Origin of the sequence: Bacillus sp. TSO22 (genome assembly GCF_020223595.1) — a bacterium.
Lineage (GTDB): Bacteria > Bacillota > Bacilli > Bacillales > Bacillaceae > Bacillus > Bacillus inaquosorum.
In genome coordinates, this window is sequence record NZ_JAHAWO010000009.1 from 363,999 (window position 1) to 383,943 (window position 19,945).

Sequence of the window (19,945 nt, forward strand, 5' to 3'; positions counted from 1 at the left end):
GCTAATACCTCGGCTTTCTGTCTTTAATCTCCGTCATAAATTCAACATAATGGTTATAGCGGTACTGCTTTAATTCCCCGTCTTCAACAGCTTGTTTCACCGCACATTTCGGCTCTTTTAAATGCAGACAGCCTCTAAATTTGCATGAAGAGTTTTTTTCTCTAATATCAGGGAAGGTATAGCCCAGCTCTTCTTCCTCAATGTCTGTGAATTCAAGCGAACTGAATCCCGGAGTATCCGCTACCAAGCCTCCGGACGTGTGAATCAGCTCCACGTGACGGGTTGTGTGTTTCCCGCGGCCCAAATGCTCGGAAATCTCGTTTGTTCTCAAACCGAGCTCCGGACTGATCGCGTTGAGAAGCGAGGATTTTCCAACACCGGACTGACCGGCAAACACCGTTGTTTTGTCCTTAAAATGCGGGATGATGTCCGTTAAACTGTCTTGGTCTTTAGAGGAGGTGAGGTACACGTCATAACCAATTTTCCGATAGTCTTCTGCATAGGCTTGAATCACATCTCGTGTATCTTGATCTTCAATCAGATCCATTTTTGTAATGCATATAATCGGCTGAATATCATTGGCCTCAACAAGAACCAAGAAGCGGTCGAGCAATGCCGTGCTGAAAGAAGGCTGAACCGCTGAGAATACAAGGACCGCTTGATCAACGTTGCAAATTGGCGGCCTGATAAGCTCATTGGTTCTTTCTTTAATTTCTAACAGATATCCCTCTTTATTATTTTCAGCCTGATACACAACGTAATCGCCGACGAGAGGGGTAATTTTGTTCTTTCTGAAAATACCTCTTCCTCTGCATTGTATCACTTTATCTGAATCCTCTGATTCATCCAGTACATAGTAAAAGCCGCTTAGCGCCTTAATAATTTTGCCCTCAGGCATATTTTCCCTCCTTGTTATTCATCTTTTGGATACTCAATGGTTTTGTAGCTGACGACTTTATTGTTTACCATCACTTGATAGTACCCTTTTTGACCGGGTTCAATCTTTAGTTCGATCGTCCGTTCAGTCGGCTCTTTTATCTTAAATTCTTCATAAGTGTCAGAGATGCTGTGATCCGCATCGTCAATTGCGATTTGCACTTCAACCTCGTCCCCTTCATTTTCTGGCTCGTAGGGGATCTGAACCTTTTCTTTCACTGTTTTCGCAGGTTTTTTCTCAGGTCCGAGAGAGAATGTCACTTCAACTTCGTTTCCCGGCTTTACTGCCGTTCCTGCTGCTGGTTTTTGTTTAACAACCTGTCCTTCTGGAACGTCATCCGAGTATGCTTCTTTTTCTATCAGCTTCAGCCCGTTGTCTTCCAGATATCCAGACGCTGCTTCTTTACTGTAAGTTTTCAAGTCTCTAAGCGTAATGTCTTCGGGTCCGATACTGACTGTGAGCTTGACTTGATCTTCACTCGGCACAAGCTCAGTCCCTGCTGACGGATTCTGGTCAATGACAGTGCCCGCGTTTTTCTCGTCATTCACTTCACTCACCGTTACATGTTTAAACCCCTGGTCCTTTAACGCTTTTTTTGCCTGATCGACCGTTTGGCCTGTCACATCACCGATCTCCGTTTTTGCTTTTCCGGTGCTCTTATAAAGAGTGACCGTTGCTCCTTCTTTGACTGTGGAATCCGCTTTAGGATCCGTTTTTACCATCAGGCCCTCGTCAATTTTCTCATCCGAGATTTCCAAAACCTCGGAATCAACCTGCAAACCTTCTTTTTCCAAAAGGCCTGCCGCCTTTTCGTATTCCATTCCGGAGACATCAGGTATTTTGACATCTTTAGGCATAAAAAGCGATGGGAAAACAGTGACAGCGAGAATTCCAGCCGTGATGAAAACGATGCATATCGTGAGCAAAACCCACGGCCACTTTTTTCTTTTGCCGTTTTTCTTTGTTTTATTCTCTTGGGCGGATGTCAATTCAGCTTCTTTTTCGCCAGCAGCTTTAGCGAGCTCTTCATCTTTAATGATAGGAATCGCTTTTGTCATTTCTTCATCTTCTTGAATGGTAAATCTCTTTTCATTGAGTCTGTCGGCGTCAAAAGCTGTTTGTATGTCTGCTTCCATGTCTTCAGCCGTTTCGTAGCGATGAAAAGGATCTTTGGCAGTTGCCTTTAGTATGATGTTTTCAACGCTTTGGGGTACTGACGGATTCCACCTTCTCGCCGAAGGAGTTTCCGCCTGAAGATGCTTTAAGGCGATGCTGACTGCCGATTCTCCATCAAACGGGATACGGCCGGTTAAAAGCTCAAATAAAACGATTCCAAGCGCATAAATATCCGATTTTTTTGTCGCCAAACCGCCTCGCGCCTGTTCAGGTGATAAGTAATGGACTGAGCCCAGGACAGAATTGGTATGGGTGATTGTGGTCGAACTCAGTGCCGTCGCAATTCCGAAATCCGTCACTTTGATATTTCCTATGTGGTCAATCAAAATGTTATGCGGCTTAATGTCTCTGTGAACAATCTGATTTTGATGGGCATGAGCAATAGCTGAGACAATTTGCACCATGATGTTCAGCGCTTCTTTAGGGTGAAGCGGCCCGTTTGCTGTTATGTATTCTTTGAGCGTCATGCCCTCAACGTATTCCATGACAATATAATAAATATCGCCTTCCTCGCCCAAATCGTAAATGCTGACAATATTCGGGTGATCAAGGCTTGATGCGGATTGGGCTTCTCTGCGGAAACGCCTGATAAATTCATTGTCATTCGCATAGTCAAACCGAAGGATTTTGATTGCGACTTCACGGTCTAGAATGATATCCTCAGCTAAATACACGTTGGCCATTCCCCCGCCGCCTATAACGCGGAGAATTTGGTAACGCCCGCTGATCCGCTTGCCGATTAGCACTGATCTTCACCCTCTTCAACATGTAAAGCAAGCTCAAGCAAAACTGCTGTAATGTTGTCTTCCCCGCCATTCTGATTGGCTTTGTCCACAAGCAGGTTTACTTTTTCCTGAGGAGCTGAATCGCTTTGCAGGATGTCTTTTAATTCAGTGCCTTCCACTTTATTCGTCAGTCCGTCAGAGCATAGAAGCAGTTTGTCCCCGGCTTCAATGTCAAAGGAACGTGTATCAATGCTGACTGACTGGTCTGTTCCAAGTGCCTTCGTCAACACATTTTTTCGCGGATGATGTTCGGCGTCTTCTCTGGAGATCTCTCCAGTGCGAACCAGTTCATTTACAAGCGAATGATCTTCTGTCACTTGAATGAAATCATCGTCCTGAAGCAAATAGCATCTGCTGTCACCTATATGGGCAACAGAAACCGTTTTCCCTGTAAAAAGCGCACATACAATCGTCGTCCCCATACCTTGGCATTCTTCGTGGGCCTGGGCGTGATCGTATATTTTGCTGTTTACCGCAAGAATCTGTTCAATAAGCCACTCTTCACATTCCGAGGGCGCAACTGGAATCGTTTCTGCCTCATTCCATTTTTCCCCCATGGCTTTCACAGCCATCTTGCTTGCAACATCTCCAGCAAGATGGCCGCCCATGCCATCAGCGACAACCGCTAATAAAAATTCATCTTTCCCCTTGAATATTCCCGCATCATCTTCATTATGCTGGCGGATTTTCCCTGTATCTGTTTTTAAGGCTGTTAACAACCCTCATCACCTCGTCTCGTCTTGACGCTCCTTCGCGCGAAGCTGACCGCAGGCTGCGTCAATGTCATGTCCTTGCTCTCTTCGGATTGTGACATTTACTCCGCGGGATTTCAGCGTTTTCTCAAAAGCAAAAATCTGATCACGTGGTGTACGCACATAGTCCCGTTCAGGAACGTAGTTTACCGGAATCAAGTTTACGTGGCATTTGACTCCTTCCAGCAAGTCGGCAAGTTCTTCAGCGTGCTCGACCTGGTCGTTTACGCCCCCAAACAGCCCGTATTCAAAGCTGATACGGCGTCCCGTTTTATTAATATAATATTTAACGGCTTCCATTAAATCAGGCAGTTTATAGGCTCTGTTAATCGGCATCAAACGGCTTCTGATTTCTGTATTCGGCGCGTGCAGAGAAATTGCAAAGTTAATCTGCATTTTCTGATCAGCGAATTCGTAAATTTTCGGGATGATGCCGCTTGTAGAAACCGTAATATGACGAGCACCAATATTCAGGCCCTTGTCATGGTTAATGATTTTCAAGAAAGCGAGCATTTCATTAAAGTTATCAAAAGGTTCACCAATTCCCATGATCACCACAGAGCTGACACGTTCATCCGTTTCATCCAGAGCCTTTTGAACTTTGAGTACTTGAGCGACAATTTCACCCGCTTCAAGGTTTCGTTTCAAACCTCCGAGTGTTGACGCGCAGAACGTACAGCCAATACGGCAGCCGACTTGTGTCGTTACACATACAGAATTGCCATACTCGTGTCTCATTAAAACGGTTTCGATTGTATAACCGTCATGCAGCTCGAACAAAAACTTCATCGTACCGTCTTGAGAGGTTTGTTTAACAGCCGTTTTCAGCGTCGTCATCTCAAAATGAGCGCTTAATTTCTCACGCAGATCCTTTGACAAGTTTGTCATTTCTTCAAAAGAAGACACGCGTTTTTCATATAGCCATTCAAAGATCTGTGCCGCGCGGAACGGTTTCTCTCCGTTGTCTGTCAGCCATTGTTTGATTTCATCTAATTCAAAAGAATAAATAGACGGGCGCTCTGTCCGCAATTCTTTTCTTACTTTTGTTTTTTTAAGTTCAGCCATTACTTATCCCTTCTTTCTCATGCTGCAAATAAAGAAACCATCTGTTCCGAAATAATGAGGAAGGATTTGCACCCTTCCATCCCGAACAAAGGGTCTCGCCTTTTCGGGCAGCCGCTTTTCAAGAGACAAATCGGGTTCAAAATCAGGATGTTCTTGTATAAACGCATGTATTACTTCTTCATTTTCTGTCCGGTCCATTGTACACGTACTGTAGACAAGAGTGCCACCTTTTTTTACTAATGGTGCGATTTCCCTCAAGATCGACAGCTGGATTTCAGCAAGCCGCGCGCTGTCATCAGGCTTTTTCGTGTATTTCATGTCCGGCTTTCTTCGGATGACACCAAAACCTGAGCACGGGGCATCGACCAATATCCGGTCAAACTGTCCATTTTCAAACGTTTCGCCTGCTTTTCTCGCATCCATCGTTTTCGCGTCAATGATTGTAAGTCCAAGCCGATCTGCAGCTTCTTTGATCAGCTTCACTTTATGCTTGTGAAGATCAAGTGATGTAACGCTTCCCTTGTTCTCCATCAATTCTCCGATATGAGCCGACTTTCCTCCAGGCGCGGCACACGCGTCAAGCACCGTTTCACCGGGCTTAGGATCAAGGGCGCGGGCGACGAGCATGGAGCTCTCATCCTGAATGGAAACTTCACCGTTTTGGAAGAAATGAGTTCCAGCGATTGATCCCTTTAGGAGCTTCACAGCGTCTTCAGCCAGATCGCCTTTTTCAACTTCGATTCCCTCAGCAGCCATTTGGTTAAGCAAATCCGCTCTGTCTATTTTCATTTGATTGACCCGCAGTGTCTGCTTCGGCGGAATGAGGTGGATGCGGCAAATCTTTTCAGCCGCATCAAATCCATATGCATCCGCCCACTCTTTCACAAGCCATTCCGGATGGCTTGTCTCTGTAGCCAGCCGGCGGACAGGATCTTCGATAGCGTCAAAGGATGGAACACCTTCGCGCTGAATGGAACGAAGCACGCCGTTGACAAATGAAGCAATGCCTTTGTGTCCGCGGATTTTAGCAATTTCGACCGCTTCATGAATGGCCGCCCTCTCTGGAATCTTCTCCAAATACTCCATTTGATACAAGGATAGGCGAAGAAGCTGAATCACCCACGGCTTTACTTTTTGAGGCTTATTAATAAACGGTTTGAGCATATAATCGAGCGCGATCTTGTTTTGCAATGTACCGTAGACAAGTTCAGTCAAAAGCCCTCTGTCCTGATCACTCAGTTCATTTGATTTAATGACCGATTTCAGTAGCAGGTTGCTGTATGCCTGGTTTTGTTCTAGTTTGACCAGCGCCTCTAGGGCGATATCACGAACACTATTTTTTTTCATTGTTTACTCCTAACATATCGCCGGCTTCAGCATGAGCGCCGCGCACAAAGTCCTCGCCTTTCATGCGTTTTTTGCCGGCCGGCTGAAGTTCGGTTAATAACAGGGCCGTATCGTTACCTGTGGCAACGATAATCCCTTCCTTTTCAACCGAAACGACTGTGCCGGGCTCAGCTTTTGTTTGTGCGGGTGTTTTTTTCGACGCCCACACTTTCAAGTTTTGTCCATTAAGAGTCGTATAGGCAACAGGCCAAGGGTTTAAGCCGCGGACTTGGTTGTAAAGCTCTTCACCTGTTCTAGACCAATCGATCAGCTCTTGCTCTCTTTTGATGTTAGGCGCGTATGTCGCTTTCTCTTCATCCTGCTTTTCAGGTGATATGCTGCCGGCAATGACGTTTGGAACTGTTTCAGACAATAGCTTCGCGCCAGCTACGCTTAATTTATCGTGCAGCGTTCCGACATTATCGGTTTCTTCAATGTCCACTTCCACTTTTGAGATCATATCGCCTGCATCCAATTTTTCTACCATATACATAATGGTAACACCGGTTTTTTTCTTTCCCTGCAGAATGGAATAATGGATCGGAGCCCCCCCGCGCAGTTCCGGTAAAAGTGACGCGTGAACGTTAATGCAGCCGTATTTCGGGCTGTCGAGAAGCTCCTTAGGCAAAATTTGTCCGAATGCTGCCGTTACAATAAGGTCTGGCTTTAAAGCCAGCACTTTCTCAATTTCTTCTTTCAATCTGACTTTTTCCGGCTGAAGAACCGGGATGCCGTGACGCAATGCCTCTTCCTTTACCGGAGGAGGTGTCAGCACTTTTTTTCTGCCCTTCGGACGGTCCGGCTGTGTGACGACCCCCACTACTTCATAACCATCCTCTATCAGGGTTCTTAAAACAGGAACTGAAAAATCCGGCGTCCCCATAAATACGATCCTCGTCATCAAATCATCCTTCCATATCCGCTAGTTCATCTTCTGTATAGTATTTGCTTATTTTAGATGTAAACAGCACACCGTCTAAGTGGTCCATTTCGTGCTGCACGGCTCTCGCTAAAAAGCCTCGCGCTTCCAGAATGAACGGTTTTCCCTGACGGTTAAACGCACGCACTTTGACATAATCGGCACGTGTGACATCACCATAGACGCCAGGAAAGCTCAGGCATCCTTCAATTCCGGTTTGCTCACCGCTTTTTTCTAAAATCTCAGGATTAACGAGATCAATTCTGCCGCTGTCATCTCCGATATCTACGACAGCCACTCTTTTTAAAATGCCGATCTGCGGCGCTGCCAGTCCGACTCCATCCATTTCAAGCATGGTGTCGTACATATCATCAAGCAGCTTTTTTACCTTTTTATCAAAAACAGTCACGGTTTCCGCAGATGTTTCCAACACCTCCGCAGGATGTGTGACAACCTTTTTCACTACCAATTTGTTACCCTCCAAGACGTGAGATCTTACATCATCATATAAGGATTCATATCAATTGAAATCATTACATGCTTTTGTTCAATTTCGCGTTTATAATGTTCCAGTATCTTCTTCAACAAAGCGGATAACTGGGTTTCCTGTTTGTATTTTATCACGCATTGATAGCGATATCTATCTTTGATCCTGGCTATCGGCGACGCGCTTGGCCCGAGAATTTTCGTGTCAGCTCCGCAGTTTGCTTTCAAAAAGTGAGCGATTTTTTCAGCAGTAACAGCTGCTTTCGCCACTTCCTCATGAGAAACAGTCACAAGAGCCAAAAAGTAATAGGGCGGATAGGATTGCTCTCTTCTGTGCGCCATTTCGTGCTGATAGAACGTTTCATAATCGTGCGTCTTCGTCAGCTGGATGCTGTAATGGGACGGTGTGTACGTTTGAATGATGACATGGCCGGGTTTTTCATGCCTGCCTGCCCGGCCGCTGACTTGCGTTAACAGCTGAAATGTTTTTTCGGCCGATCTGAAATCAGGAATATGAAGTGTGGTATCGGCACTTAACACTCCGACAAGTGTGACATTCGGAAAATCAAGCCCTTTCGCGATCATTTGCGTTCCGAGAAGAATATCCGCTTTTCCTTCTCCAAAAGCTGACAATAATTTTTCATGGGCGCCTTTCCGCGATGTCGTGTCAACATCCATCCGAATCACTCTCGCATTTGGCAGAACTTTTGTCAGCTCTTCCTCCACCCGCTGTGTTCCCGTTCCGAAAAAACGAATATGCTCGCTTGTGCATTCGGGACAAGTATGCGGAACAGGCTCTTCATGTCCGCAATAATGGCATTTCAGCCTTTGGCCGTAACGATGGTACGTCATGGAAATGTCGCAGTGCGGGCATTGCGGGACATATCCGCAATCCCTGCACATCACAAAGGAAGAATAGCCCCTTTTATTTAAAAACAGCACGGCCTGCTCACCCTTGGCAATCGTTTCTTCAAGCTTTTCCATCAATTCAATTGAAAACATCGAGCGATTGCCGTTTCTGAGCTCCTCTCTCATATCGACAAGGGAAACCTCAGGCATCACCTGGCGGTTAACGCGATGCTTCAGCGAAAGAAGCTCGTACACACCCTTTTGCGCCCGTGCATATGACTCTAATGTTGGGGTAGCACTGCCTAACACAACAGGACAGCTGTGATGCTCAGCCCGCTTGATTGCCACCTCTTTCGCATGATAGCGCGGCATTTCTTCTTGTTTATAAGAGGATTCATGCTCTTCATCGATGATAATCATGCCGAGATTTTCAAATGGAGCAAAAATAGCTGATCTGGCGCCGACGACAAGCCGCACTTCCTTCCGGTGGATTTTGCGCCACTCGTCATATTTTTCCCCTGTGGATAATCCGCTGTGCATGACTGCAACCTGAGAGCCGAAACGGCCCTTGAAGCGATTGACCATCTGCGGCGTCAGCGAGATTTCCGGTACGAGGACGATGGCTTCTTTTCCTTTCGCCAGTACTTTTTCAATCGATTGCAGATAAATTTCTGTTTTTCCGCTTCCTGTCACGCCGTGAAGAAGGAACACTTTATGCTCATCGTTGTCCAAGGTCTGACGTATTGGCTCAAAGGCAGCGCTCTGTTCGTCTGTCAGCGGGAGCGGTTCTGTTTTTTTGAACATTTTGTCCTGATAGGGATCTCTGTAAACCTCTTCATAGCTTTCCTTCAAAAGCCCCTTTTGGATCAGGGTTTTGATGGTCGCAGAGCTCGCATCCGTTTTGTTGCACAATTCCGCCGCAGGGATTTTCACCCCTTCCGGCTCAGCGATGAAAAAGTGAAGAATTGCCTGCTGCTTTGCTGCTTGGCGGGATAATCCCTCAGCCTGCTTGGCAAGCTCTTCTTTACTCGCATTTGCCTGAATGTGCCTGACCATTTTTTTATTGGCTTTTTGCGCGACTTTATACGTCACGTCAATGCTGCCTTTTTGAACATGCTTTTGAATCATTTTCAGCGTATCGTGATCGGGTATATCCGAATACAGCAGAGTCTTTGTTTCAGAAAACAGCCGTTCCACTTGAGGCGGAAGATCGGCGCCGTCTGCGATTTTTAATTCTTTCTCATATTTCGCCTTTAATGCAGCAGGCAGCATCGCTTGAAGCGCCGTTATTTTAAAAGACAGCGTTTTGTCGGACAGCCAAGATGACAGATTCATAAGCTCCTCTGTCAAAACAGGTGTAAGATCTAATAAATCCTCTACTTTCTTGACAGACTTCCCCGAGAGATCAGATGCTTCTTTGACAGCTGTCACAAATCCTTGAATTTTACGGGGGCCAAACGGAACAATGACCCGCATGCCCGTTTTGATCATGCCCTTGAGATGGTCTGGGATTTTGTAATCAAAAGGCCTGTCTATATTTTTGGTGCTGACATCAACGATGACTTCGGCAAAATTCATGGGCGCTCTCCGGTTTGTGTTAAGAGGGCTGCGATCTCCTGAAGGATTTCAAAAGAAACATCGAGCTTAGACATCATCGGCAGCTCGCGTTTGCGCCCGTCTTTGAAGAAGATTGTCACGATATTCGTATCAGCACCAAAACCGGCCCCATTTGCTTTCACGTCATTTGCCACAATCATATCAAGATTTTTGGCGGTGAGCTTTTTACGGGCATAGTGTTCAACGTCTTGTGTTTCAGCGGCAAATCCGACCAATAGCTGCTCCTGCTTTTTCTCGCCCAATTCTTTCAAAATATCAACCGTTCTTTTCAATTCAAGGGTCATCCCGCCGTCTTGTTTTTTCATTTTATGGTCAAACACTGTTTTCGGCGTAAAATCGGCTACTGCAGCTGTTTTGATGACAATATCGCTTGCGTCATACACAGAGAGCACCGCTTCGCGCATATCCGCAGCCGATTGAACAGGGATAAACTGAGAAAGGCCTTTCGGCTGATCCAGCGAAACAGGGCCAGAGATTAAGGTTACCTGTGCGCCGAGCTGGACAGCAGCCTCCGCTAATGCATATCCCATTTTGCCCGTTGATTTATTGGTGAAAAATCGGACAGGATCAACCGCTTCCCTTGTCGGACCAGCTGTAATGACCACACGTTTGCCCTCCAAAGGAGCGATTTTTTCGTCAGCAAAATGCTTTTCGGCTAGCTTCACGATATTTTCAGGCTCTTCCAATCTGCCTTTTCCTACATAACCGCATGCTAAATAGCCCTCGCTCGGCTCAATAAAACGAAAACCATCCTGATAAAGAACTGAAATATTTCGTTTGACTGCCGGGTGGTCGTACATGTGAACGTTCATCGCCGGCGCGATCCAAACGGGAGCCGTTGCTGCTAACAATGTTGTCGTCAGCATATCATCAGCAATGCCGTTTGCCAGTTTTCCAATCACATTAGCCGTAGCCGGCGCCACGATAACCAAGTCGGCCCAGTCTGCGGCATCAATATGAGAAATGACGCTTGGATTTTGTTCTTTAAATGTATCTGTATAGACTTCATGGCGGCTCAATGCCTGAAATGTCAGCGGTGAGACGAACCGACATGCTGATTCAGTCATAATCACTTTGACATTTGCACCTGCCTGAACCAGCTTACTCGTTAACGCACAGGCTTTATAAACAGCGATGCCTCCGCTCACGCAAAGTAACACATTTCGATTGTTAAGCAATGACTTCTCCCCCTCTGCACTTTACAAAAACCGCACGGAAAAAAATAACAACCTACATGATATAGGTTGCTACTTGTGCTACTATTCGCGGTCTTCCTTTTCAAACGAAAGCAGGCCTGCATCAATTTCTTCTAAAGCTTTGCCTACATATTTGTGTGAAATCGTATGTTCAATCATTTGGTCTTTTTTGATCTGCATTTCTCGGGCACGTCTCGCAGAAACAGTCACGAGCGTGTATTTGGAATCTAATTTATTCATTAAAGAATCAATTGACGGATCTAACATTGGTTATTCAACCTCCAGCATTTTCTTATATCTTGGCGCAACGCGCTCGCGCTTCAAATGTTCAGCGAGAACGATTGCTTTGATTTTATCGCAAGCCGTTTCGACATTATCGTTTTCAACGACATAATCATAAGCATCCATCATTTCGATCTCAGCTTTTGCGGCTTTCATTCGATTTTCAATCAGAGCGTCTGTTTCCGTTCCTCTTGTCACGATTCTGTTCTTCAGTTCAGAAAGGCTTGGAGGCGCAAGGAAAATAAACAGGCCTTCCGGGAAAGCATTTCTCACTTGAAGAGCGCCTTGAACTTCGATTTCTAAAAAGACGTCTTTTCCTTCTTGAAGCGTCTGTTCAACATAATCGACAGGCGTGCCGTAGTAATTGCCGACATACTCTGCCCATTCAAGCAGCTTGTTGTCTGCAATCATTTGCTCGAATTCATCTCTCGTTTTGAAAAAATAATCGACTCCGTTCACTTCGCCCTCTCGCGGGCTTCTTGTGGTTACTGAAATCGAATATTCAAATTTTGTGTCTTCCTGCGAAAAAATCGCTTGCCGAACCGTTCCTTTACCAACTCCTGAGGGACCTGAGAGAACGATTAATAACCCTCTTTCTTTCATGCGGCAATTATCCCTGCCCTTCATCCATAATTTCTTCTTTAACAGAAAGTCTGTGTGCAACTGTCTCAGGCTGGACGGCAGATAAGATAATGTGATCACTATCCATGACGACAACTGCACGGGTTCTTCGCCCGTATGTAGCGTCAATTAGCATTCCGCGGTCTCTTGCATCCTGGATCATTCGTTTGATTGGCGCAGACTCCGGGCTGACAATCGAAATCATCCGATTGGCGGAGATAATATTGCCAAATCCGATATTAATCAGTTTAATCGTCATCTTCTACGTTCCCCCTGTAAAATAGACGTCTCTAGTTTAGCCTAGTAAGACCGTCTGTAAACAATACGCACAGTCACTATTCTATATTTTGCACTTGTTCTTTTATTTTTTCAATAGAACTTTTCATTTCGACGACAAGCTTTGTGATCTGATGATCATTTGCTTTTGAGCCGATTGTATTTGCTTCCCGATTCAGCTCCTGAACGAGAAAGTCGAGTTTGCGCCCGACAGCTCCGCCTCCAGCTAATATATCACGAAACTGGGCGAAGTGGCTCTTCAGCCTGGTAATCTCTTCAGTGATATCAGAGCGGTCTGCAAAAATAGCGCATTCTGTTACAAGCCGGCTCTCGTCTAACACGTCTTCAGTCCATTCTTTTATTCTGGCGTACAGCCGTTCCCGGTAACGAGATACGACATCCGCTGCCAGCAATTCAGTCTCTTTCACCAGCTCTTCAAGCTGATCAATGTGCAGCAGGCAGTCTTTTGCTAAAAGCAGCCCCTCTTTTTCACGCATTTCACAGAGCCCTTTTACCGCTTCCTCTGCAGCAGCGGTGATTAACGCCTCCAGCTTGTCATTTTGCGTCTGTTCTTCATGAATCTGAACGACATGGTCAAGCTTGAAGAAATCCATTACATCAGGCTCTGCAGACAATTGATACCGCTTCTTCATATCTCTCGCAGCTGCGACAAACTCATCGAGCAGCGGCCAATCAATTTCAAGCCTTTTCTCAACAAGCATATCGCTGTCAACGGATACGAAAAGTTCAATTCTTCCGCGATGGATATGCTGCAGAATGGTCTGTTTCAGCTTATCTTCAAAATATAGCAAAGGCCTTGGCAAACGAGCGTTCACTTCTTTAAATCTGTAGTTCACAGATTTAAGTTCAACGCTTACAGAGAGATCATCTTGTGTTTTGCTTGCACTGCCGAAGCCTGTCATACTTCGTATCATTTTAAAACACCCAATTCTTCCCTGTTCTATAATAAAAGGGCAATAGACATGCTATTACCCCTAAGATTATATCATATGAATTTATTTTTTTCTTGTCAAAAGTGACCCAGCCAGCAAAAAAGTAGGAATGGCGGACATGCCGATGACGAGCATCCAGTCTCCCGGCGTGATGGCAACTGTATGGAAAATCGGCTGAAGCGGTGGATAGTAGATCACGACCAGCATCAGCAAAATTGATGACAATACTGCGCCGATTAAGTACAGATTTTCAAACGGATTTCTGGAAAAAACAGAGGTCTCGCTGCGACAGTCAAAAACGTGAATAAGCTGAGCCAGAACCAATGTGGCAAACGCGATCGTCTGGGCATAAGCCAAATTCTCCGGATTCCGGTGATACACAATGATAAACGCTAAAATGGTGGCAGCTCCGATCAAAAATCCTCTGGAGACGACCTTCCATCCAAGCTTGCGGGCAAACACTCCTTCTTTCGGATGACGCGGCTTCCGCTTCATCACATCTCCTTCCGGCTGATCCATGCCGAGCGCCATTGCCGGCAATCCGTCGGTCACCAAGTTGACCCACAAAATCTGAATCGGCACGAGCGGCAAAGGAAGGGCAAGCAGCATCGCAAACAGCATGACAAGAATTTCTCCGACGTTAGAAGCCAACAGGTATCTGATAAACTTTCTGATATTTTCATAGATGTTTCTGCCCTCTTTTATCGCTGATTTGATCGTCGCAAAATTATCATCCACGAGAACAAGGGATGACGCTTCTTTGGCCACATCTGTCCCGGTAATGCCCATAGAGACTCCAATGTCAGCCTGTTTAATGGCTGGGGCGTCATTGACGCCGTCTCCCGTCATCGCCACAATATGCCCGTTCTCCTGGTAGGCTTTCACGATTTTCAGTTTGTGCTCTGGAGAAACGCGGGCAAATACATACACATCCTCCACTACATGAGAAAGCTCTTCTTGAGAAAGTTCATTCAGCATCTTGCCATCCATGATTTTGCCGCTTTTCGGGAGGAGGCGCAAGTCTTTCGCTATCGCTTTAGCAGTCTCCACATGATCACCTGTAATCATGACGGTCTTAATTCCCGCTTCACGGCATTCTTTAATCGCCTGTCTGACTTCCGGCCGCGGCGGATCGATAATGCCCGAAAGACCGAGCATCGTCAAATCTTTTTCCGCCTGCTCCATAGACGGTGTTTCACCTGCTTTTAGCGGCCTGTAGGCAACCGCTATCGTTCTGAGCGCCTGGGATGCCAACTGTCTTAATACCGCCTCTGTTTCTGCTTTTCTCTCATTTGAGAAAAGCGCCGCTGAGCCGTCATAAAAAATACGGGAAGAGCGCTGCATCAGCACATCCGGTGCACCTTTTGTAATGATATACCGCTTTCTGTCCTGATCCTCGACAATGACAGTCATCATTTTCCGTGCAGAATCAAACGGAAACTCTTCAATCATCCGGTAATGAGATTCAACAAACTCCTTTGAAAAACCGCCTTTTCTTGCCGCGGTGAGCAGCGCTCCCTCCGTTGGATCTCCGTCAAGCACATATTCGCCGTCTCTTTTTTCAATATTGGAGTTGTTACAAAGCGCTCCGAACAGCAGCATCTGCTGAAGCGGCGTATGCTCATTCACACTGATCTCTTTATCGTTCAGTGTGAAGCTTCCTTTCGGTTCATAGCCGGCCCCGGTTACTCTCCATGTTTTTCCTCCGGACCAGACATGTGTCACCGTCATTTTGTTTTGCGTCATTGTCCCTGTCTTATCTGAACAAATGATAGACGCACACCCAAGCGTCTCCACCGCGGGAAGCTTTCGTACGATTGATTTTTGCTTAATCATCCGCTGTACGCCTAGCGACAGCGCCACTGTCACAATCGCCGGGAGCCCCTCTGGAATTGCAGCGACTGCTAACGACACACCCGCTAAAAACATGCTGTACAGATCGTGCCCCTGAATGACACCGACAGCGACGACAAGTACGGTCAAAAGCAAGGCAACAACAATTAAAATCTTCCCGAGCTGCTCAAGTCTTCTTTGCAGCGGGGTTGACAGTGTCCCTGCTGATTCAAGCATGTCGGCAATTTTCCCCATTGCCGTATTCATTCCTGTGCCGACAACGACCCCGACACCGCTGCCGCGGGTCACAATGGTTCCCATAAATGCCATATTCGTAATATCACCGAGGGAAACATCCGGTTTTTTCAATTTATCTGCATGCTTCACAACCGGGATTGATTCCCCGGTCAGCGCTGATTCTTCTATTTCAAGGCTTTTCGCTTCGACAATTCGAACGTCCGCACCAATCCTGTCCCCGCTTGTAAATTTCACAATATCACCCGGCACAAGTTCCTTAGAAGGAATCTTTGTCCAGCTTCCTTCCCTGAGCGCCATGACATGCGGTGTTGAAAGCTCTTTTAAAGCCTGAAGAGATTGCTCAGCACGCCTTTCTTGAAAGAAACCGAGTATGCCATTCACCAACACAATCGCAATAATCGCAACCGCGTCTACATATTCCCCAAGAAATCCTGAGATTAACGTTGCCGCCAAAAGCACAAGCACCATAAAATCTTTGAACTGCGCCAAAAACAAGAGAAGCGCTGATGTTTTTTTCCCTTCTTGCAGCTCGTTTGGTCCATGCTTGTCGAGGCGTTTTTTCACCTCTTTTTCTGTTAATCCTTGTTTCATGGACGTATTGGTTGCCTCTAGTAAATCTGTTTGTCCCATTTCATGAAACTTCATTCCGCTCGTCCACTCCCCTGCTCTCGTATAGAGATATCACTCTATAAGCATGCTTATTCTGACTCGTCCCATTTCATGCTATAATTATCGAATGCAGGAAGAATGAGAGGGTGTATTGCATATGTCGTTTGATGGCATGTTTACATACGGAATGACACACGAACTTAATGAGAAAATGATGGGCGGGCGAATTACGAAAGTCCATCAGCCATATAAGCACGATGTGATTTTTCACATCCGTGCTAATGGAAAAAACCAAAAACTATTACTATCCGCTCACCCGAGCTATTCACGGGTGCACATCACGACGCAAGCTTATGAAAACCCAAGCGAACCGCCAATGTTTTGCATGCTGCTGAGAAAGCATATCGAAGGCGGATTCATTGAGAAAATTGAACAAGCGGGCTTGGACCGCATTATGATTTTTCATATCAAAAGCCGGAACGAAATTGGCGATGAAACCGTTCGAAAGCTTTATGTAGAAATTATGGGCCGCCACAGCAATATCATTTTGACAGACGGAGCAGAAAATGTGATCATCGACGGACTTAAGCATTTATCGCCGTCAATGAACAGCTACCGTACCGTACTGCCCGGCTACGATTATAAGCTTCCGCCGGCCCAGGACAAAATCTCGCCGCTTGAGGCGACAGAAGACGATATTTTACGTCATCTCAGTTTTCAAGAAGGACGGCTGGACAAACAAATTGTCGACCACTTTTCAGGTGTGTCTCCACTCTTTGCTAAAGAAGCGGTTCACAGGGCGGGGCTTGCCAACAAAGTCACACTGCCAAAAGCGCTGCTGGAGCTGTTTACGGAAGTAAAAGAGCACCGCTTCATTCCCAACATTACAACTGTAAACGGAAAGGAATATTTTTATCTGCTGGAGCTGACTCATCTAAAAGGTGAAGCGCGCTGGTTTGATTCATTAAGCGAGCTGCTCGACCGTTTTTATTTCGGAAAAGCTGAACGAGACCGGGTTAAGCAGCAGGCTCAGGATCTTGAACGGTTTGTTGTCAATGAACGGAAGAAGAATGCCAACAAAATCAAAAAATTAGAGAAAACACTGGAGTATTCGGAAAACGCCAAGGAATTTCAGCTATACGGGGAGCTTTTAACTGCTAATTTATACATGCTGAAAAAAGGTGATAAACAGGCTGAGGTCATCAACTATTACGATGAAGAAAGTCCGACAATCACGATCCCGTTAAATCCGAACAAAACGCCCTCTGAAAACGCACAGGCCTACTTCACGAAGTATCAGAAAGCGAAAAATTCGGTCGCAGTTGTCGAAGAGCAAATCAGGCTGGCACAGGAGGAGATCGAATACTTTGATCAGCTGATTCAGCAGCTTTCGTCCGCTTCTCCTCGAGATATCAGCGAAATCAGGGAGGAGCTCGTGGAGGGCAAATATTTACGCCCTAAGCAGCAAAAAGGACAGAAAAAACAAAAACCGCACAACCCGGTTTTAGAAACATATGAATCCTCTTCGGGCTTGACGATTTTAGTGGGTAAAAACAACCGCCAAAATGAATATTTAACGACAAGAGCGGCAGCCAGAGACGATATTTGGCTTCACACGAAGGATATTCCAGGCTCCCACGTTGTGATCAGAAGCAGCGAACCGGATGAGCAAACAATCATTGAAGCCGCGACAATTGCAGCTTATTTTTCAAAAGCTAAAGATTCAAGTTCAGTGCCTGTAGATTATACAAAAATCAGGCATGTCAAAAAACCGAACGGCGCGAAGCCCGGCTTCGTCACCTATGACAGCCAGCACACCGTCTTTGTCACACCTGATGCTGATACTGTCATCAAGCTGAAAAAAAGCTGAGCCGCATAAAGAAAAGCCAGAGCATTGTATGCTCTGGCTTATTTCTTTCGTCTTACATGATAAAGCCTGTCAACTTCAGCGACAAAGTCGCCGTCAATCAGCTCATCCACTTTTTCAGACAGTTCCTTTGTATGCTTTGGACTGGCTCCGTTTGTAGAAACAGACACCGTAACATGCCCTCTTTTTACGATTTTCGGTATGTACACGTTGCCAAGCTCAGCTTCACTGACACAATTGACAAGCTGAAAAGGTGAAGCGGTTTGAGCAATTTCTTTGTTCACTGCCGCATTATCCGTCGCGGCAATAATCAAAAAAGCATCGAGATAGTCTTCTTTTTCAATCGTGCGGCTGGCCCATCTGATGCGGCGGTTGTCTGCCATCTTCTTGATTTCCGGTTCAACATCCGGACTGACAAGCGTAATATCAGCTCCCTCAGAAAGTACCGTTTTCAGCCTTCTGAGAGCAATGCTGCCGCCCCCCGCAATGACAACCTTTTTCTTTTCCAGGCTAATGTGCAGCGGAAGCATATGAACCTCCGTCAAAATCAAATTGCCCCTCATGGTTTGCGGCGGTTTCTCTCACACGGTTTAAAAATGCGTTTTTCACATGGGGGTGGAAACCGATATAGGAAGAGAGATAGACATTCGGATTTTCAGCTTTTAATTTCTGAACCTCTCGTTCTATTTCATTCATCAGCATACCGGTAAAGAGCAAATAGGGAACAATAAAGGTTGTCATGCCGTCATCTTTTTTAAGCTCTGAAAAAATCTCTTTGTAATTCGGGCCGCATGCTGTCAAAAAGCACGGGATGACTTCCTTGACCGGAAGCATATTTTGAAGAAGACTGGCAATACCGGTTACGTCTCTTTTTACATCGGGATCTGAACTTCCCCTTCCGATGAGCACGACTCTGGCATTTTCATACGGAACACCTATGTCTTTCATTCGGTGATATACTGCTTTGACTACTTCTTCGTCAATCCCGATCGGCTTTCCGTATGAAATGCGGACTGAAGGATATCGCGATGCTGCACGCGCAATTTCTTCCGGAATATCATGTTTTGCATGCGCAGCTGTTAAAAGAAGCAGAGGCACCACTGCGATATGAGTGGCGCCTTGCTTCACACATGCTTCAAACCCTGTCTCAATTGTCGGCTCCTGAAGCTCCAAAAAGCTGATTTCCTGTACAGGCGCAGAGACGTGCGCCTTGCATCCTTCCAAAAAGGCTGCGGCTTCTTGCTGCGCCTTTTTTACCCGGCTGCCGTGACCGACATATAAAATCGCTTGTTTCATTTTTACAACGCCTCGCTTAAATCTTGTTTTTTCAGTTCAGATTCAAACCAATCCAGCTTATAGTGATAATTTACAACATTTCCAATGACAATTAAACTCGGATTTTTAATATCTTCTTTTATCACCGTTTCTGAAAGGGTTTCAACTGTACAAAAAACAGATTTTTGCTTGTCCGTTGTTCCCCAGTGAATAAAGGCTGCCGGCGTAGAACCGTCCCGGCCGTTTTCAAGGAGTTTTCTTTCAATCTGCTGCACGTTTTTGATACCCATATAGATGACAAGTGTATCAATTCCTGTAGCCAGCGCTTTCCACTTTTCCTCAAAATCTTCTTCTTTTTTATAATGACCCGTTACAAAAGCGACGTTAGAGCCCGCATCCCGATGAGTAACAGGAATCCCGGCATAAGCGGCTGCCGCGATTCCTGACGTAATGCCGGGGATGATTTCAAACGGAATTCCGTTTTCAGAGAGGCATTCCGCTTCTTCCCCTCCTCTGCCGAACACAAATGGGTCTCCGCCCTTCAGTCTGACAACGGTTTTCCCTTTTTGTGCATACTTCACAAGAAATCGATTGATGGTTTCTTGCTTCATCGTATGAAAATCTGGAAGCTTCCCGCAGTAGATCAGGTCTGCTTGCTCTTTGGCATATTGTAAAATCTCTTTATTTACTAATCTGTCATATAAGATGACATCAGCTTTTTCAATGGCTTTCAGCGCTTTAATTGTCAGCAGATCAGGGTCTCCGGGACCCGCTCCTACAATATATACTTTCCCCATCGTATT

At 45.8% G+C, this 19,945-nt stretch carries 18 protein-coding genes; 1 reads left to right on the forward strand and 17 read right to left on the reverse strand.

The window, feature by feature from the left end:
* Position 1: 1 nt before the first annotated feature.
* From rsgA to KHQ79_RS10420, 14 genes are all read right to left on the reverse strand, one after another.
* On the reverse strand, positions 2-898 hold the full coding sequence (rsgA, locus tag KHQ79_RS10355; protein WP_225515065.1) for a ribosome small subunit-dependent GTPase A: 897 nt from the start codon (positions 896-898) through the stop codon (positions 2-4).
* 14 nt (positions 899-912) lie between these two features.
* Positions 913-2,859 (reverse strand): serine/threonine protein kinase PrkC, encoded by a 1,947-nt coding sequence (prkC, locus tag KHQ79_RS10360; RefSeq protein WP_225515067.1) that lies wholly within the window; start codon positions 2,857-2,859, stop codon positions 913-915.
* Positions 2,853-3,617: a protein-serine/threonine phosphatase PrpC gene (gene prpC / locus KHQ79_RS10365; protein ID WP_225515069.1), complete on the reverse strand. Its 765-nt coding sequence runs from the start codon at positions 3,615-3,617 to the stop codon at positions 2,853-2,855. The genes prkC and prpC overlap by 7 nt, the downstream gene beginning before the upstream one ends.
* A gap of 6 nt (positions 3,618-3,623) precedes the next feature.
* Positions 3,624-4,715, reverse strand: a complete 1,092-nt coding sequence (gene rlmN / locus KHQ79_RS10370) for a dual-specificity RNA methyltransferase RlmN (protein ID WP_003238612.1) — start codon at positions 4,713-4,715, stop codon at positions 3,624-3,626.
* 3 nt (positions 4,716-4,718) lie between these two features.
* Positions 4,719-6,062, reverse strand: coding sequence for a 16S rRNA (cytosine(967)-C(5))-methyltransferase RsmB (gene rsmB / locus KHQ79_RS10375; protein WP_225515071.1), 1,344 nt, complete (start codon positions 6,060-6,062; stop codon positions 4,719-4,721).
* Entirely contained in the window at positions 6,049-7,002 is a 954-nt protein-coding gene (gene fmt, locus KHQ79_RS10380) for a methionyl-tRNA formyltransferase (RefSeq protein ID WP_003238617.1), read from the reverse strand. Before fmt ends, rsmB begins: the two co-directional genes overlap by 14 nt.
* Before the next feature lie 4 nt (positions 7,003-7,006).
* Entirely contained in the window at positions 7,007-7,489 is a 483-nt protein-coding gene (gene def, locus KHQ79_RS10385; RefSeq protein ID WP_225515072.1) for a peptide deformylase, read from the reverse strand.
* Positions 7,490-7,515: 26 nt separating this feature from the next.
* On the reverse strand, positions 7,516-9,933 hold the full coding sequence (gene priA / locus KHQ79_RS10390) for a primosomal protein N' (protein ID WP_225515074.1): 2,418 nt from the start codon (positions 9,931-9,933) through the stop codon (positions 7,516-7,518).
* Positions 9,930-11,150: a bifunctional phosphopantothenoylcysteine decarboxylase/phosphopantothenate--cysteine ligase CoaBC gene (gene coaBC / locus KHQ79_RS10395; RefSeq protein ID WP_019258367.1), complete on the reverse strand. Its 1,221-nt coding sequence runs from the start codon at positions 11,148-11,150 to the stop codon at positions 9,930-9,932. The genes priA and coaBC overlap by 4 nt, the downstream gene beginning before the upstream one ends.
* 81 nt (positions 11,151-11,231) lie before the next feature.
* The gene (gene rpoZ, locus KHQ79_RS10400) at positions 11,232-11,435 is read right to left on the reverse strand and encodes a DNA-directed RNA polymerase subunit omega (protein WP_003221520.1); all 204 of its coding nucleotides are present in this window, start codon (positions 11,433-11,435) and stop codon (positions 11,232-11,234) included.
* A gap of 3 nt (positions 11,436-11,438) precedes the next feature.
* Complete coding sequence (gene gmk / locus KHQ79_RS10405) at positions 11,439-12,053, reverse strand: guanylate kinase (protein ID WP_003238626.1); 615 nt, start codon at positions 12,051-12,053, stop codon at positions 11,439-11,441.
* A gap of 7 nt (positions 12,054-12,060) precedes the next feature.
* A complete protein-coding gene (gene remA / locus KHQ79_RS10410; protein ID WP_003154355.1) occupies positions 12,061-12,330 on the reverse strand; it encodes an extracellular matrix/biofilm regulator RemA in 270 nt (89 codons plus the stop codon).
* Positions 12,331-12,406: 76 nt separating this feature from the next.
* The gene (locus KHQ79_RS10415; protein WP_019258365.1) at positions 12,407-13,282 is read right to left on the reverse strand and encodes a YicC/YloC family endoribonuclease; all 876 of its coding nucleotides are present in this window, start codon (positions 13,280-13,282) and stop codon (positions 12,407-12,409) included.
* 81 nt (positions 13,283-13,363) lie between these two features.
* Positions 13,364-16,036 carry a calcium-translocating P-type ATPase, SERCA-type gene (locus tag KHQ79_RS10420; RefSeq protein WP_225515076.1) on the reverse strand — a complete coding sequence of 891 codons (2,673 nt, stop codon included), beginning with the start codon at positions 16,034-16,036 and terminating at the stop codon, positions 13,364-13,366.
* A 121-nt stretch (positions 16,037-16,157) separates the two neighbouring features.
* Here KHQ79_RS10420 and rqcH point away from each other — a divergent pair, with 121 nt between their 5' ends.
* The gene (gene rqcH / locus KHQ79_RS10425; RefSeq protein WP_225515078.1) at positions 16,158-17,870 is read left to right on the forward strand and encodes a tRNA modification protein RqcH; all 1,713 of its coding nucleotides are present in this window, start codon (positions 16,158-16,160) and stop codon (positions 17,868-17,870) included.
* Positions 17,871-17,908: 38 nt separating this feature from the next.
* Here rqcH and sirC read toward each other — a convergent pair whose 3' ends face one another.
* The 3 genes from sirC to cobA are packed head-to-tail and all read right to left on the reverse strand — an operon-like array spanning position 17,909 to position 19,939.
* Complete coding sequence (gene sirC / locus KHQ79_RS10430) at positions 17,909-18,397, reverse strand: precorrin-2 dehydrogenase/sirohydrochlorin ferrochelatase family protein (protein ID WP_225515352.1); 489 nt, start codon at positions 18,395-18,397, stop codon at positions 17,909-17,911.
* The gene (sirB, locus tag KHQ79_RS10435; protein ID WP_225515080.1) at positions 18,378-19,163 is read right to left on the reverse strand and encodes a sirohydrochlorin chelatase; all 786 of its coding nucleotides are present in this window, start codon (positions 19,161-19,163) and stop codon (positions 18,378-18,380) included. The genes sirC and sirB overlap by 20 nt, the downstream gene beginning before the upstream one ends.
* Before the next feature lie 2 nt (positions 19,164-19,165).
* A complete protein-coding gene (gene cobA / locus KHQ79_RS10440; protein WP_019258360.1) occupies positions 19,166-19,939 on the reverse strand; it encodes a uroporphyrinogen-III C-methyltransferase in 774 nt (257 codons plus the stop codon).
* Between the last annotated feature and the right edge of the window lie 6 nt (positions 19,940-19,945).

Coding starts and splice junctions, on each gene's coding strand:
- rsgA (WP_225515065.1), bottom strand. CDS start 898: ATGCCTGAGGGCAAAATTATTAAGGCGCTAAGCGGCTTTTACTATGTA.
- rlmN (WP_003238612.1), bottom strand. CDS start 4,715: ATGGCTGAACTTAAAAAAACAAAAGTAAGAAAAGAATTGCGGACAGAG.
- rsmB (WP_225515071.1), bottom strand. CDS start 6,062: ATGAAAAAAAATAGTGTTCGTGATATCGCCCTAGAGGCGCTGGTCAAA.
- fmt (WP_003238617.1), bottom strand. CDS start 7,002: ATGACGAGGATCGTATTTATGGGGACGCCGGATTTTTCAGTTCCTGTT.
- priA (WP_225515074.1), bottom strand. CDS start 9,933: ATGAATTTTGCCGAAGTCATCGTTGATGTCAGCACCAAAAATATAGAC.
- rpoZ (WP_003221520.1), bottom strand. CDS start 11,435: ATGTTAGATCCGTCAATTGATTCTTTAATGAATAAATTAGATTCCAAA.
- gmk (WP_003238626.1), bottom strand. CDS start 12,053: ATGAAAGAAAGAGGGTTATTAATCGTTCTCTCAGGTCCCTCAGGAGTT.
- remA (WP_003154355.1), bottom strand. CDS start 12,330: ATGACGATTAAACTGATTAATATCGGATTTGGCAATATTATCTCCGCC.
- KHQ79_RS10415 (WP_019258365.1), bottom strand. CDS start 13,282: ATGATACGAAGTATGACAGGCTTCGGCAGTGCAAGCAAAACACAAGAT.
- KHQ79_RS10420 (WP_225515076.1), bottom strand. CDS start 16,036: ATGAAGTTTCATGAAATGGGACAAACAGATTTACTAGAGGCAACCAAT.
- rqcH (WP_225515078.1), top strand. CDS start 16,158: ATGTCGTTTGATGGCATGTTTACATACGGAATGACACACGAACTTAAT.
- sirC (WP_225515352.1), bottom strand. CDS start 18,397: ATGCTTCCGCTGCACATTAGCCTGGAAAAGAAAAAGGTTGTCATTGCG.
- sirB (WP_225515080.1), bottom strand. CDS start 19,163: ATGAAACAAGCGATTTTATATGTCGGTCACGGCAGCCGGGTAAAAAAG.
- cobA (WP_019258360.1), bottom strand. CDS start 19,939: ATGGGGAAAGTATATATTGTAGGAGCGGGTCCCGGAGACCCTGATCTG.